Source organism: Bacillus sp. FSL M8-0077, assembly GCF_038050255.1.
Taxonomy (GTDB): Bacteria; Bacillota; Bacilli; order Bacillales; family Bacillaceae; genus Bacillus; species Bacillus altitudinis.
Genome location: NZ_JBBPAF010000001.1, coordinates 87,392 through 101,591, shown reverse-complemented (window position 1 = coordinate 101,591; position 14,200 = coordinate 87,392). Strand labels below are relative to the sequence as shown.

The 14,200-nt window shown below is 45.8% G+C and carries 9 protein-coding genes, 9 tRNA genes and 3 rRNA genes; all 21 read right to left on the bottom strand.

Translation table 11 applies throughout. The features are described 5' to 3' along the window. Positions 1-58: 58 nt before the first annotated feature. A tRNA-Ala gene (locus NST57_RS00555) sits at positions 59-134 on the bottom strand. An 8-nt stretch (positions 135-142) separates the two neighbouring features. Next, a tRNA-Pro gene (locus NST57_RS00550) sits at positions 143-219 on the bottom strand. A 7-nt stretch (positions 220-226) separates the two neighbouring features. Next, positions 227-303: transfer RNA gene (locus NST57_RS00545), tRNA-Arg, on the bottom strand. Positions 304-314: 11 nt separating this feature from the next. Beyond that, positions 315-400, bottom strand: a tRNA-Leu gene (locus NST57_RS00540). 12 nt (positions 401-412) lie between these two features. Further along, positions 413-484: transfer RNA gene (locus NST57_RS00535), tRNA-Gly, on the bottom strand. A gap of 30 nt (positions 485-514) precedes the next feature. Then, a tRNA-Leu gene (locus tag NST57_RS00530) sits at positions 515-597 on the bottom strand. A 7-nt stretch (positions 598-604) separates the two neighbouring features. Beyond that, positions 605-680 (bottom strand) — tRNA-Lys (locus NST57_RS00525). 37 nt (positions 681-717) lie between these two features. After that, a tRNA-Thr gene (locus NST57_RS00520) sits at positions 718-793 on the bottom strand. A 33-nt stretch (positions 794-826) separates the two neighbouring features. Next, a tRNA-Val gene (locus tag NST57_RS00515) sits at positions 827-902 on the bottom strand. Positions 903-1,649: 747 nt separating this feature from the next. Further along, positions 1,650-1,765 (bottom strand): 5S ribosomal RNA (gene rrf / locus NST57_RS00510). A 61-nt stretch (positions 1,766-1,826) separates the two neighbouring features. Next, a 23S ribosomal RNA gene (locus NST57_RS00505) occupies positions 1,827-4,757 on the bottom strand. 183 nt (positions 4,758-4,940) lie between these two features. Then, a 16S ribosomal RNA gene (locus tag NST57_RS00500) occupies positions 4,941-6,489 on the bottom strand. Together the 16S, 23S and 5S rRNA genes form the textbook arrangement of a ribosomal RNA operon. Positions 6,490-6,831: 342 nt before the next feature. After that, a complete protein-coding gene (gene lysS / locus NST57_RS00495) occupies positions 6,832-8,331 on the bottom strand; it encodes a lysine--tRNA ligase (protein WP_025206611.1) in 1,500 nt (499 codons plus the stop codon). Between the two features lie 90 nt (positions 8,332-8,421). Further along, positions 8,422-9,423, bottom strand: coding sequence for a tRNA dihydrouridine synthase DusB (gene dusB / locus NST57_RS00490; protein ID WP_341297829.1), 1,002 nt, complete (start codon positions 9,421-9,423; stop codon positions 8,422-8,424). Continuing rightward, a complete protein-coding gene (locus NST57_RS00485) occupies positions 9,416-9,649 on the bottom strand; it encodes a helix-turn-helix domain-containing protein (RefSeq protein WP_142153596.1) in 234 nt (77 codons plus the stop codon). Before NST57_RS00485 ends, dusB begins: the two co-directional genes overlap by 8 nt. After that, positions 9,601-10,104 (bottom strand): 2-amino-4-hydroxy-6-hydroxymethyldihydropteridine diphosphokinase, encoded by a 504-nt coding sequence (gene folK / locus NST57_RS00480; protein ID WP_142153594.1) that lies wholly within the window; start codon positions 10,102-10,104, stop codon positions 9,601-9,603. Before folK ends, NST57_RS00485 begins: the two co-directional genes overlap by 49 nt. Continuing rightward, positions 10,101-10,463, bottom strand: coding sequence for a dihydroneopterin aldolase (gene folB / locus NST57_RS00475; protein WP_142153592.1), 363 nt, complete (start codon positions 10,461-10,463; stop codon positions 10,101-10,103). The genes folK and folB overlap by 4 nt, the downstream gene beginning before the upstream one ends. Continuing rightward, complete coding sequence (folP, locus tag NST57_RS00470; protein ID WP_341297828.1) at positions 10,456-11,313, bottom strand: dihydropteroate synthase; 858 nt, start codon at positions 11,311-11,313, stop codon at positions 10,456-10,458. Before folP ends, folB begins: the two co-directional genes overlap by 8 nt. 9 nt (positions 11,314-11,322) lie before the next feature. Then, positions 11,323-12,171, bottom strand: coding sequence for an aminodeoxychorismate lyase (gene pabC, locus NST57_RS00465; protein ID WP_142153588.1), 849 nt, complete (start codon positions 12,169-12,171; stop codon positions 11,323-11,325). Continuing rightward, a complete protein-coding gene (pabA, locus tag NST57_RS00460; protein ID WP_341297827.1) occupies positions 12,168-12,761 on the bottom strand; it encodes an aminodeoxychorismate/anthranilate synthase component II in 594 nt (197 codons plus the stop codon). The genes pabC and pabA overlap by 4 nt, the downstream gene beginning before the upstream one ends. A gap of 13 nt (positions 12,762-12,774) precedes the next feature. Continuing rightward, a complete protein-coding gene (locus tag NST57_RS00455; protein WP_142153584.1) occupies positions 12,775-14,193 on the bottom strand; it encodes a chorismate-binding protein in 1,419 nt (472 codons plus the stop codon). Positions 14,194-14,200 lie beyond the last annotated feature (7 nt).

Sequence of the window (14,200 nt, the reverse complement as noted above, 5' to 3'; positions counted from 1 at the left end):
TTATAAAAACTCGAATTAACAGGTACGTTTTGTCTTGTTTAGTTTTCAAAGATCATATTGGTGGAGCCTAGCGGGATCGAACCGCTGACCTCCTGCGTGCAAGGCAGGCGCTCTCCCAGCTGAGCTAAGGCCCCATAAAAGATGGTCGGGAAGACAGGATTCGAACCTGCGACCCCTTGGTCCCAAACCAAGTGCTCTACCAAGCTGAGCTACTTCCCGATCTTAATGGCGCGCCCGAGAGGAGTCGAACCCCTAACCTTTTGATCCGTAGTCAAACGCTCTATCCAATTGAGCTACGGGCGCTTATTTTATAATGCCGAGGGCCGGACTTGAACCGGCACGGTAGTCACCTACCGCAGGATTTTAAGTCCTGTGTGTCTGCCAATTCCACCACCCCGGCGTGGATGGTATAAGCGGAAGACGGGATTCGAACCCGCGACCCCCACCTTGGCAAGGTGGTGTTCTACCACTGAACTACTTCCGCATTACAGGATTTCTTTATGTTGTTTGGCAATGCGGGTGAAGGGACTTGAACCCCCACGTCATAAAGACACTAGATCCTAAGTCTAGCGCGTCTGCCAATTCCGCCACACCCGCATGAAAATGGTGAGCCATGAAGGACTCGAACCTTCGACCCTCTGATTAAAAGTCAGATGCTCTACCAACTGAGCTAATGGCTCGCTTTTAAAGCGACTTGTCTATCTTACCATATGAAAGTGGTGCCGGCAAGAGGACTTGAACCCCCAACCTACTGATTACAAGTCAGTTGCTCTACCAGTTGAGCTACACCGGCTTTATCTATCCTAACATTATGTAAGAATAAATATGGTGGAGGATGACGGGCTCGAACCGCCGACCCTCTGCTTGTAAGGCAGATGCTCTCCCAGCTGAGCTAATCCTCCATATTGTGTCGTTTCGAATGTCTCTCGATCTGACAAATAGTATTATATAACGATAAGATATTGTTTGTAAAGACTTTTTTAAAATAATTTTTGAATTTATTTTAAAGCTGTTTTTCGGCATCTTTTCGTTAAGGCACCTAAAGAAGTTTACCACTTGTCTCTTCATTTTAAAAGTCTTTTTTTCGTTTTTTTATGTTTTTTTGTTAAAAAGGGCATTAATAGCGCTTTTCCAATGTGAAAAACAGCTCTTTGAAAGCTGAAAAATGTTTGTTTCATTCCTTATATCCTCAGATAAAGTGCATTTAGAAACGAATTTTTTTATTATTTTATTTTTCCGAGAAACCATTTTTGGTCATTTTTCAAAAACTCGTCTCAAAGTTCCCTTACCTCATCAAACATTGTAGTGCTCAACTCAAATTTTTCTCCTCTCTCATTAGCAATCCAAGAAGCCCTTTGCTCTCTTATGTAGGTTTCAATGATCTAGCAGCAAGCGCAGTTCGCTACATATGGTTGCCAGAGGAAAGGATCCTTTTTAGACATGTTTACTCTTTTGATGTTGCCTCTTAGCAAGATGAGCGACGAGATTGGATGATAAGAATATTATAGAATGTCTAGAATTCCAGCGAAGAGGATGAAATGAATGGGTTATTGAGAATGTAGTGAAAGACCACTATTTTCAATATAAATATATATGATTTATTGAAACACAAAAAAGACCAGTTCCGACTGGAACTGATCCTTTGAAAAGCTTGGCGGCGTCCTACTCTCACAGGGGGAAACCCCCAACTACCATCGGCGCTGAAGAGCTTAACTTCCGTGTTCGGTATGGGAACGGGTGTGACCTCTTCGCTATCGCCACCAAACCTGATGGAGAGAATGTTCTCTCAAAACTAGATAACAATGTTCAATTTTCACATTAGAATATAGGTTAAGTCCTCGATCTATTAGTATCTGTCAGCTCCACGTGTCACCACGCTTCCACCTCAGACCTATCAACCTGATCATCTTTCAGGGATCTTACTTCCTTGCGGAATGGGAAATCTCATCTTGAGGGGGGCTTCATGCTTAGATGCTTTCAGCACTTATCCCGTCCGCACATAGCTACCCAGCGATGCCCTTGGCAGAACAACTGGTACACCAGCGGTGCGTCCATCCCGGTCCTCTCGTACTAAGGACAGCTCCTCTCAAATTTCCTGCGCCCGCGACGGATAGGGACCGAACTGTCTCACGACGTTCTGAACCCAGCTCGCGTACCGCTTTAATGGGCGAACAGCCCAACCCTTGGGACCGACTACAGCCCCAGGATGCGATGAGCCGACATCGAGGTGCCAAACCTCCCCGTCGATGTGGACTCTTGGGGGAGATAAGCCTGTTATCCCCGGGGTAGCTTTTATCCGTTGAGCGATGGCCCTTCCATGCGGAACCACCGGATCACTAAGCCCGACTTTCGTCCCTGCTCGACTTGTAGGTCTCGCAGTCAAGCTCCCTTGTGCCTTTACACTCTGCGAATGATTTCCAACCATTCTGAGGGAACCTTTGGGCGCCTCCGTTACATTTTAGGAGGCGACCGCCCCAGTCAAACTGCCCACCTGACACTGTCTCCCTGCCCGATAAGGGCAGCGGGTTAGAAGGTCAATACAGCCAGGGTAGTATCCCACCGATGCCTCCACCGAAGCTAGCGCTCCGGTTTCCAAGGCTCCTACCTATCCTGTACAAGCTGTACCAACATTCAATATCAGGCTGCAGTAAAGCTCCACGGGGTCTTTCCGTCCTGTCGCGGGTAACCTGCATCTTCACAGGTACTATAATTTCACCGAGTCTCTCGTTGAGACAGTGCCCAGATCGTTGCGCCTTTCGTGCGGGTCGGAACTTACCCGACAAGGAATTTCGCTACCTTAGGACCGTTATAGTTACGGCCGCCGTTTACTGGGGCTTCAATTCGCACCTTCGCTTACGCTAAGCGCTCCTCTTAACCTTCCAGCACCGGGCAGGCGTCAGCCCCTATACTTCGCCTTACGGCTTCGCAGAGACCTGTGTTTTTGCTAAACAGTCGCCTGGGCCTATTCACTGCGGCTTCTCGGGGCTTTAACACCCTAAGAAGCACCCCTTCTCCCGAAGTTACGGGGTCATTTTGCCGAGTTCCTTAACGAGAGTTCTCTCGATCACCTTAGGATTCTCTCCTCGCCTACCTGTGTCGGTTTGCGGTACGGGCACCTCTCACCTCGCTAGAGGCTTTTCTTGGCAGTGTGGAATCAGGAACTTCGCTACTAAATTTCGCTCGCCATCACAGCTCAGCCTTCACGGGAAACGGATTTGCCTATTTCCCAGCCTAACTGCTTGGACGCGGATATCCAATACCGCGCTTACCCTATCCTCCTGCGTCCCCCCATTGCTCAAATGGTGAGGAGGTGGTACAGGAATATCAACCTGTTGTCCATCGCCTACGCCTTTCGGCCTCGGCTTAGGTCCCGACTAACCCTGAGCGGACGAGCCTTCCTCAGGAAACCTTAGGCATTCGGTGGACGGGATTCTCACCCGTCTTTCGCTACTCATACCGGCATTCTCACTTCTAAGCGCTCCACCAGTCCTTCCGGTCTGACTTCACTGCACTTAGAACGCTCTCCTACCACTGTTCGTAAGAACAGTCCGCAGCTTCGGTGATACGTTTAGCCCCGGTACATTTTCGGCGCAGAGTCACTCGACCAGTGAGCTATTACGCACTCTTTAAATGGTGGCTGCTTCTAAGCCAACATCCTGGTTGTCTAAGCAACTCCACATCCTTTTCCACTTAACGTATACTTTGGGACCTTAGCTGGCGGTCTGGGCTGTTTCCCTTTCGACTACGGATCTTATCACTCGCAGTCTGACTCCCAAGGATAAGTCATCGGCATTCGGAGTTTGACTGAATTCGGTAACCCGGTAGGGGCCCCTAGTCCAATCAGTGCTCTACCTCCGAGACTCTTACCTTGAGGCTAGCCCTAAAGCTATTTCGGAGAGAACCAGCTATCTCCAGGTTCGATTGGCATTTCACCCCTACCCACACCTCATCCCCGCACTTTTCAACGTGCGTGGGTTCGGGCCTCCATTCAGTGTTACCTGAACTTCACCCTGGACATGGGTAGATCACCTGGTTTCGGGTCTACGACCACGTACTCATGCGCCCTATTCAGACTCGCTTTCGCTGCGGCTCCGCATCTTCTGCTTAACCTTGCACGGGATCGTAACTCGCCGGTTCATTCTACAAAAGGCACGCCATCACCCGTTAACGGGCTCTGACTACTTGTAGGCACACGGTTTCAGGATCTATTTCACTCCCCTTCCGGGGTGCTTTTCACCTTTCCCTCACGGTACTGGTTCACTATCGGTCACTAGGGAGTATTTAGCCTTGGGAGATGGTCCTCCCGGATTCCGACGGAATTTCACGTGTTCCGCCGTACTCAGGATCCACTCTGGAGAGAACAACATTTCAGTTACAGGGCTGTTACCTTCTTTGGCGGGCCTTTCCAGACCTCTTCGCTTATATCGTTCCTTTGTAACTCCGTATAGAGTGTCCTACAACCCCAAGAGGCAAGCCTCTTGGTTTGGGCTGTTCCCGTTTCGCTCGCCGCTACTCAGGGAATCGCATTTGCTTTCTCTTCCTCCGGGTACTTAGATGTTTCAGTTCCCCGGGTATGCCTTCTCATACTCTATGTATTCAAGTATGGATACTACTCCATTACGAGCAGTGGGTTTCCCCATTCGGAAATCTCCGGATCAAAGCTTGCTTACAGCTCCCCGAAGCATATCGGTGTTCGTCCCGTCCTTCATCGGCTCCTAGTGCCAAGGCATCCACCGTGCGCCCTTTCTAACTTAACCATTTCTTACTTTAGAAAGAATCACTATGTGTGATGAACTTTGCATTGCATTCAATGTGAATGTATTACTTATTGTTATCTAGTTTTCAAAGAACAATCCTGTCTCGCTAGAGACATGTTTTGAAGGGTTGATCCTTCAAAACTAAACAAGACGAAAAACGTACGCTGCTCCATATATCCTTAGAAAGGAGGTGATCCAGCCGCACCTTCCGATACGGCTACCTTGTTACGACTTCACCCCAATCATCTGTCCCACCTTCGGCGGCTGGCTCCATAAAGGTTACCTCACCGACTTCGGGTGTTACAAACTCTCGTGGTGTGACGGGCGGTGTGTACAAGGCCCGGGAACGTATTCACCGCGGCATGCTGATCCGCGATTACTAGCGATTCCAGCTTCACGCAGTCGAGTTGCAGACTGCGATCCGAACTGAGAACAGATTTGTGGGATTGGCTAAACCTTGCGGTCTCGCAGCCCTTTGTTCTGTCCATTGTAGCACGTGTGTAGCCCAGGTCATAAGGGGCATGATGATTTGACGTCATCCCCACCTTCCTCCGGTTTGTCACCGGCAGTCACCTTAGAGTGCCCAACTAAATGCTGGCAACTAAGATCAAGGGTTGCGCTCGTTGCGGGACTTAACCCAACATCTCACGACACGAGCTGACGACAACCATGCACCACCTGTCACTCTGTCCCCGAAGGGAAAGCCCTATCTCTAGGGTTGTCAGAGGATGTCAAGACCTGGTAAGGTTCTTCGCGTTGCTTCGAATTAAACCACATGCTCCACCGCTTGTGCGGGCCCCCGTCAATTCCTTTGAGTTTCAGTCTTGCGACCGTACTCCCCAGGCGGAGTGCTTAATGCGTTAGCTGCAGCACTAAGGGGCGGAAACCCCCTAACACTTAGCACTCATCGTTTACGGCGTGGACTACCAGGGTATCTAATCCTGTTCGCTCCCCACGCTTTCGCTCCTCAGCGTCAGTTACAGACCAGAGAGTCGCCTTCGCCACTGGTGTTCCTCCACATCTCTACGCATTTCACCGCTACACGTGGAATTCCACTCTCCTCTTCTGCACTCAAGTTTCCCAGTTTCCAATGACCCTCCCCGGTTGAGCCGGGGGCTTTCACATCAGACTTAAGAAACCGCCTGCGAGCCCTTTACGCCCAATAATTCCGGACAACGCTTGCCACCTACGTATTACCGCGGCTGCTGGCACGTAGTTAGCCGTGGCTTTCTGGTTAGGTACCGTCAAGGTGCAAGCAGTTACTCTTGCACTTGTTCTTCCCTAACAACAGAGCTTTACGATCCGAAAACCTTCATCACTCACGCGGCGTTGCTCCGTCAGACTTTCGTCCATTGCGGAAGATTCCCTACTGCTGCCTCCCGTAGGAGTCTGGGCCGTGTCTCAGTCCCAGTGTGGCCGATCACCCTCTCAGGTCGGCTACGCATCGTCGCCTTGGTGAGCCGTTACCTCACCAACTAGCTAATGCGCCGCGGGTCCATCTGTAAGTGACAGCCGAAACCGTCTTTCATCCTTGAACCATGCGGTTCAAGGAACTATCCGGTATTAGCTCCGGTTTCCCGGAGTTATCCCAGTCTTACAGGCAGGTTACCCACGTGTTACTCACCCGTCCGCCGCTAACATCCAGGAGCAAGCTCCCTTCTGTCCGCTCGACTTGCATGTATTAGGCACGCCGCCAGCGTTCGTCCTGAGCCAGGATCAAACTCTCCGAAAAAGTACAAAACCGAAGTTTTGCTTTTCGCCAGTTTGACTGACTACCTATGATGTATCATAGGATTTTTTTATAAAAACTCGAATTAACAGGTACGTTTTGTCTTGTTTAGTTTTCAAAGATCATCTTCGTTATCGCTCAGAAGCGACTTTAATATCTTAACATTTCGCTTCGGTTGAAGTCAAGAACTTTTTTCATTTTCTTTTTTTAACCTCGTTGCTGTTTTGCGGCAACGAATAATAATATACCACCTGGTTTCTTTTCTTGCAATAGTTTTTTAAAAAAAAGTTTCATTTTATGAAAAATAAAAAGCGCCATAGCTAAAATGGCGCTTTTGTAGATGTATTAACGGTTTCTCATTTGCGGGAAAAGCAGTACATCTCTGATTGATGGAGAATTTGTTAGCAGCATGATTAATCGGTCGATACCGATTCCTAGACCACCTGTTGGCGGCATTCCATATTCTAATGCTTCAACAAAATCGTCATCCATGAGATGCGCTTCGTCATTTCCTTCTTCACGTTCTTTTAATTGAGCTTCAAAGCGTTCTCTTTGGTCGATTGGATCATTCAGCTCGGTGAATGCATTTGCATGCTCGCGGCGCACGATGAATAGCTCAAAGCGGTCCGTGAAGCGCGGGTCTTCAGGATTTTTCTTAGCTAATGGAGAAATCTCGACTGGGTGCCCGTAAATAAAGGTAGGCTGAACCAGTGTTTCTTCTACTTTTTGCTCGAAGAACTCATTGATAATATGACCTACTGTCATGTTTTTTGTGATTTCAACACCGTGATCAGCAGCATGCTGTTTTGCTTCTTCTACAGACATCTCCTGCCAGAAGTCTACACCTGTCGCTTCTTTGACTGCTTCAACCATATGGAGTCTTTTCCATTCAGGTTTTAGATCAATTTCATCTTCTCCATATTGAATCGTTGTTGTTCCTAGTACCTCTTGGGCAATATGAGCAATCAAGTTTTCCGTTAGGTTCATGATATCTTTATAGTCTGCATATGCTTCATACAGCTCAATCATAGTAAATTCCGGGTTATGACGAGTTGAGACTCCTTCATTACGGAATACGCGACCAATCTCGTATACTTTCTCTAGACCGCCGACAATTAGACGTTTTAAATGCAGCTCGATCGCAATACGCATATAAAGCGGCATATCAAGTGCATTGTGATGAGTAATGAAAGGACGAGCTGATGCACCACCAGGGATGCTATGCATTGTTGGTGTTTCAACTTCTAGGTATCCTTTTGAATCTAAGTATCTTCTCATTGATTGAATGATTTTGCTTCGCATGATGAACGTCTGCTTACTTTCTGGATTGACAATCAGGTCAAGGTAACGCTGACGATAGCGCTGTTCTACATCTTTTAGTCCGTGATATTTATCAGGGAGCGGGCGAAGTGCTTTTGTAAGAACCTCAAAGCTAGTCGCTTTAATTGAAAGTTCTCCTACATTCGTTTTGAATACGGTTCCCGTCACACCGATAATATCGCCTAGGTCTGAGCTTTTGAATAATTCGTAAGCTTCTTCTCCTACGCTATCTTTACGCACATAGATTTGAATTTGTCCTTCTAAGTCTTGAATGTGTGCAAAGCCAGCTTTCCCTTTTCCACGCTTTGTCATCATACGGCCAGCAATTGTTACTTGAGCTGCTTTTTCTTCTAAGTCTTCTTTTGAAAACTCGTCGTATTCAGCAATAATTTGTGCAGATTGATGAGAACGGTCATATCGTTCACCGAATGGATCGATACCCTCTTCTCTCATTTTATTCATTTTGTCACGTCTTACTTGGAATTGATCATTTAATTCTTCGTTATTAAGCCCTTCATTACTCATTTATATCACTCCAATAATGTATTTTGCAGAGAAAAGCAGAAAAACTGCCAGTACGTGCACTAGCAGTGAGCTACAAAAAGAAAGATAGTCTTATCCTACTTTTATTCTTTGAAGCTCTTTTGCCTCGGCTTCGATCGTAAAGTCATCTAGAATTTTTACAAGCTCCGCTCTCGTTTCACTTTGATTGATTTGGTTTCTTACATCTGCATTGCCTCGGACACCTTTTAAGTACCATGCTGCATGTTTTCTCATTTCTCTGACAGCCACATGCTCGCCTTTCAGATCTATGAGTCTGTCTAAGTGAAGTTTGCACACAGACATTTTCTCACGCACATTTGGCTCTTCTTTTAGTTCACCCGTTTCTAAATAATGAACCGTCCGGTAAATCATCCACGGGTTTCCTAGCGCGGCTCTTCCGATCATTACAGCATCCACACCTGTTTCATCAAGCATACGTTTTGCATCTTGAGGGGTTTTGACATCTCCATTCCCGATGACAGGAATTGATACAGATTGTTTCACTTCTTTCATGATATCCCAATTCGCCGTTCCTTCGTACATCTGTACACGGGTCCGTCCGTGAAGCGCAACGGCTTGTCCGCCTGCCCTTTCAACAGCACGGGCATTTTCGATAGCGAAAATATGATCTTCGTCCCAACCCATTCTCATTTTCACAGTAACAGGTTTATCTACAGCTTCTACGACGGCAGATACCATTTCATAAATCTTGTTTGGATCAAGCAGCCATTTCGCTCCTGCATCACATTTCGTGATCTTTGGTACAGGACATCCCATATTAATATCAATAATGTCCGCCGTTGTATTCTGGTCTACAAACTTGGCCGCTTCGACGAGCGTATCCTTTTCTCCCCCAAATATCTGAAGGCTCAACGGTTTTTCACGTTCATCAATGTACAGCATGCCCATCGTTCTGGCATTATTAATCAAGATCGCTTTGTCACTGACCATTTCAGCGCAGACTAAGCCCGCTCCAAATTCTTTCACAGTGAGTCTAAAAGCCGAGTTACATACACCAGCCATTGGTGCGAGCACTACTTTGTTTTTAATTTCGATATCTCCGATTTTAAACATCTAGTCCCCTCCTTTCCTCTTCAAGTATTGGTGAAAGTTCTTCCACCGTTATATTTAAAGCATTTGCTATTTGACCAACCATTTGGTTTGTTGGTAATCGATTGCCTCGCTCAATTTCCCCTAAGACAGAGACAGAGATGCCTAGTCTTTTGGCGAACCCTTCCTGAGTATACCCTTTTAGCTTTCGGTATGCACGAATTCTTCTACCCCACATGTCTTTTTCCATATGCTTACACCTTCTTGGTCTGTTACGGCGTTTATCTGGGCTTCGCCGATTTCTGGGCAAATCTCACTCATCGGAACAAGAACGAATAAACGTTCGTACATTCTAGGATGCGGCACTACAAGTTGTTCTGTTTCAATATTTTCACGATTATAAAGTAAAATGTCAAGGTCAGCTGTCCGCGGACCCCACCTCACTTCTCTTGTTCTGCCTAACTCTTGCTCAATGTTCTGAGTCAGTGATAGAAGTTCTTCAGGATGAAGCGAAGTGGAAATCTTCACAGCCATGTTCAAGAAGTCATCCTGATTCTCGTAGCCTACAGGTGTTGTCTCATATATAGATGAAATGGATTCAACATGAACACCGGGATGTTCGTGAAGTTTTTTGACAGCTTCTTTTAAGTAGGTTTCCTTTTTTCCTATGTTTGAGCCTAAAGCGATATATGCTGTATTGTTCATGCGCGTGATCTCGTCATTTCAATAGCAACGGACTGATAGTGTCCTGGAATTGGCGGATCCGGCTTGATTACCTTTACTGTACATTCCTGAACTGTCGGAAAGTCCTTTAGCACTTGGTTTGCAATTCTTTCTGTCAGCGTTTCAACGAGGTTCACTGGATTGCCTTCTACAATATTTTTGCAGACGTTGTAGAGCTCAGCATAGTTGATGGTCTCATTTAGGTCATCCGTTTGTCCTGCCTTACTTAAATCAAGTGAAGCTGTTAGGTCCACACGAAAGCGCTGGCCTAGTTTATTCTCTTCTGCAAATACACCGTGATAGCCGTAAAATTCCATTCCGTTCACATATACTTTATCGATGATAAGCGCCTCCCTTATTCAGCATGGCATCCATCATTTTTGCCATTCTAGCGATTTCTTTTACATCATGCACTCGGACCATCGCGCTACCCTTTTGAATCCCAAGACAGACCGTCGCACCTGTTCCTTCAGTACGTTCTTCAGGCGGCAGGTCTAAAACTGCACCGATGAATCGTTTGCGGGATGTTGCTAGTAGCAGCGGATACCCAAGGTGGCAAAAATGTTCAAGTTCATTCATGATCATGAGGTTGTCAGTTTTATTTTTCGCAAATCCTACACCAGGATCTAATATAATCATGTCATCACGGACACCCGCTTGTTTTACAATTTGAACACTTTCTTTCAGATCTGCAATCATATCTGAAATCAGATGGGTGTAGTTCCGCTCTGGACGATTGTGCATTAAGATGATTGGCACGTTGTGCTCCGCTGCCACATGCGCCATTTGAGGATCAGCTTTCGCCCCCCATACATCATTAATGATTGAGGCTCCTGCTTTCACTGCCTCATCTGCGACATGGGCTTTATACGTATCAATAGAAATAGGTATGTCCAATTCTTTTGTGATCTTCTCAATGACAGGAATGACCCTTGACAGCTCATCTTGCTCTGAGACAAATTCCGCTCCCGGCCGAGTCGATTCACCGCCAATATCAATAATATGCGCCCCATCTTCTATGAGCTGCGCTGCATGAGCCAGCGCTTTATCCATTTGATTGAATTTTCCTCCATCTGAAAAAGAGTCCGGTGTGACATTTAAAATGCCCATGACCAATGTCTTTTCTTCATAACTAAGGGTATGGTGCTTGGCTTGTATGATTTTAGGCTGTTTTATCAATTGTTGTGTCATTGTGTCCACCTACTCTTTATGTTCTAGACGTTCTTTTGTATATTCTGTTCTCAGCTTGGTCGAAATCGTTCGGTTGTTGTTTTGTAGGACGGTGTCTCCGATATTTTTAAAAGGAACAATTCCCTGAACCGAATTGGTCATCCACGCCTCATCAGCTGAGAGCAAGTGTGAGAGTGGATATCTCCCCTCTATTAGTGAGATCCCCAAAGCATGTAGCGTTTCGATACAATATCGACGGGTAACCCCGTTTAAAATGCCTGTATCAAGTGAAGGTGTATAGATCACATCTTTTTTTCGCCAAAATAGATTTGACGTAATTCCTTCTGCCACATCGTCTTCTTTTGTTAAGAAGATCCCTTCTACCGACGGATCGTTCCCTATTTCTCTTTTCGCCAGCAGGTTGTTCATGTAATGATGCGACTTGAGCCGTCTTGGACCTTCCGGTGTGTTTCTTCTTATATCAAGAATGATTCCCTGTTTTTCATCTACTATTGATTCGGGCCGGAATGGGGAGATCATCACAAAAACAACAGGCTCCTCATAAGGGTCTGCAGAAAATCCATTGCCTCTGCCCGCAGAAACATTGAAGCGGATCCTCGCATGTCCGCCCGTTATTTGGTTTTGATTGAATAATGTATGAATGATGTCGAGTACAAATGGTTTCTCTATTGTGGATTCGATGCAAAGGTCACGCAATGATTGATTGAGCCTTTCAAGATGCCAATCTAACAAGAAGACTTGTCCTGCTAGAGAGGTAAATGTTTCGAATACACCGATGCCATATAGAAAACCATGATCAAAAGGAGAAAGAGTCGCGTCTTTCTCCTCTATATACTGACCGTTCAGGTAAATGATCATGCGTTTACTTCATTCCCCTTTTTACGATAGGTTTCAATGAAATTTCTGAGCATTTCTTTACCGAAGGACGTCATAATCGATTCTGGATGGAATTGAACACTTTCAATCGGAAGTTCTTTATGGCGAATGGCCATGAGTTCGCCTTCCTTTGTGCTCGCTGTTCTGACAAAGCACTCCGGCAGCGTCTCGTCTTTGACAATTAATGAATGATATCTCGTTGCGACGAGCGGATTTTGGAGTCCCGTGAAGAAACCTTTGCCGTCATGTTCAATTTCTGATGTTTTCCCATGCATTAACCGCTCCGCACGAATGACATCTCCGCCAAATACTTGTGCAATGGATTGATGACCTAAACAGACACCAAAGATCGGAATCTTCCCAGCAAATTGTTGGATCGCTTCCATACTAATTCCTGCTTCATCCGGACTGCAAGGTCCTGGAGAAATCATCAGAAAGTCTGGCTTAAGTTCTTCAATTTCTTGAATAGTGACTTGATCGTTTCGTTTTACAATCAGTTCTTCCCCAAGCTCACCTAAATACTGGACCAGGTTGTACGTGAATGAATCGTAATTATCAATCATTAATATCATACTCTGCTCACCTCTAACTCAAAATAGTCTCTTCTTTGCTCAACTGTAATGCTTTTTTCACTGCATAGGCTTTTTTAATCGATTCTTTGTATTCGTGCTTTGGTACAGAATCGATGACAATGCCTGCACCTGACTGCATGAAGGCTCTGCCCCCTGTACAATAAGCCGTACGAATGACGATATTAAAATGCATATCTTGATTGAATCCAAACCAGCCTATAGATCCAGTATAAAGCCCACGTCTTGTTGGCTCAAGTTCTTCTATGATTTCCATTGTTCTCACTTTTGGCGCACCTGTAATCGTTCCGCCTGGGAATACAGCTCTCATGACATCTACCGCATCACAATCATCACGCAGCTCCCCTTGGACATTCGATACAATGTGCATCACGTGTGAATATTTCTCAATGGCCATAAACTCGTTCACCTTGACTGAGCCGTAAGTAGACACTCGTCCAAGATCATTACGCTCAAGATCAACGAGCATCACATGTTCTGCACGTTCTTTTTCATCTTCAATGAGTTCTTTTGCCAACGCTTGATCCTCAGCGTCATCCTTGCCTCTTGATCTTGTGCCAGCGATCGGTCTTGTTTCGAGCTGAATGCCTTTTTTCTTAATCAGCAGCTCTGGAGATCCACAGACAATTTGGAAATCTGGCGTGTGCAGATATGACATATATGGAGATGGATTCACGTGACGTAAAGTTTTGTATAAATGATATGGGTGGGTATGAAGCTGTTCATCTTGTCTAATGGATAGGTTCACTTGGAACACGTCACCGTTTGCAATATATTGTTTAATCGTTTCTACAGCTTCCCCGAAAGCTTCTTCAGTAAAAGGTGCAGCAGGTACACATTCCGAAGAAGATACGTTGACTGGTGAATGTGCTGATTCTTCTGATGTGCTTGTCCAGCTTTGCCTTAATTCTTCGAGTCTTTGATGAACTTCACTGACAGGTTCGTCTCCTTCTGTATGAGTCATCAGCCAGAGGACGCCTTCTTTATGATCAAAGACAGCGACATCATTGAATACGAGGAAATACAAATCGGGTGTCTTCAAATCATCAATGGACAGCATTTTAAAATGCTCAATATATCTAGCGTAATCATAGCTTAAAAATCCAATCGCTCCACCTTGAAAGTCAGGATATTCCTCGTTCGTTTCGGTTTGAAGGGTTTGAAACCAATCAGCAAATGCCCTGAAAGGATCTCCCTCTTTGAACAGAACCTCCCCCTGATAATGGATGGTGGTCATCCCGTCCTTCCCTTTCGCTTTAGCGATCGGATGAATGCCGGCAATACTGTATTCGCCGCCACGTGCACTTTCAAGAAGGACGTGATGTGATTCATGAGCCGTTAATTGTTCGTATCGTTTCAAGAATGCATCTTTTGTAAAAGGAATTTTGATGCCCATCGGCCTGCGTTGTGTCATGTAATCA

Coding starts and splice junctions, on each gene's coding strand:
- lysS (WP_025206611.1), bottom strand. CDS start 8,331: ATGAGTAATGAAGGGCTTAATAACGAAGAATTAAATGATCAATTCCAA.
- dusB (WP_341297829.1), bottom strand. CDS start 9,423: ATGTTTAAAATCGGAGATATCGAAATTAAAAACAAAGTAGTGCTCGCA.
- NST57_RS00485 (WP_142153596.1), bottom strand. CDS start 9,649: ATGGAAAAAGACATGTGGGGTAGAAGAATTCGTGCATACCGAAAGCTA.
- folK (WP_142153594.1), bottom strand. CDS start 10,104: ATGAACAATACAGCATATATCGCTTTAGGCTCAAACATAGGAAAAAAG.
- folP (WP_341297828.1), bottom strand. CDS start 11,313: ATGACACAACAATTGATAAAACAGCCTAAAATCATACAAGCCAAGCAC.
- pabC (WP_142153588.1), bottom strand. CDS start 12,171: ATGATCATTTACCTGAACGGTCAGTATATAGAGGAGAAAGACGCGACT.
- pabA (WP_341297827.1), bottom strand. CDS start 12,761: ATGATATTAATGATTGATAATTACGATTCATTCACGTACAACCTGGTC.
- NST57_RS00455 (WP_142153584.1), bottom strand. CDS start 14,193: ATGACACAACGCAGGCCGATGGGCATCAAAATTCCTTTTACAAAAGAT.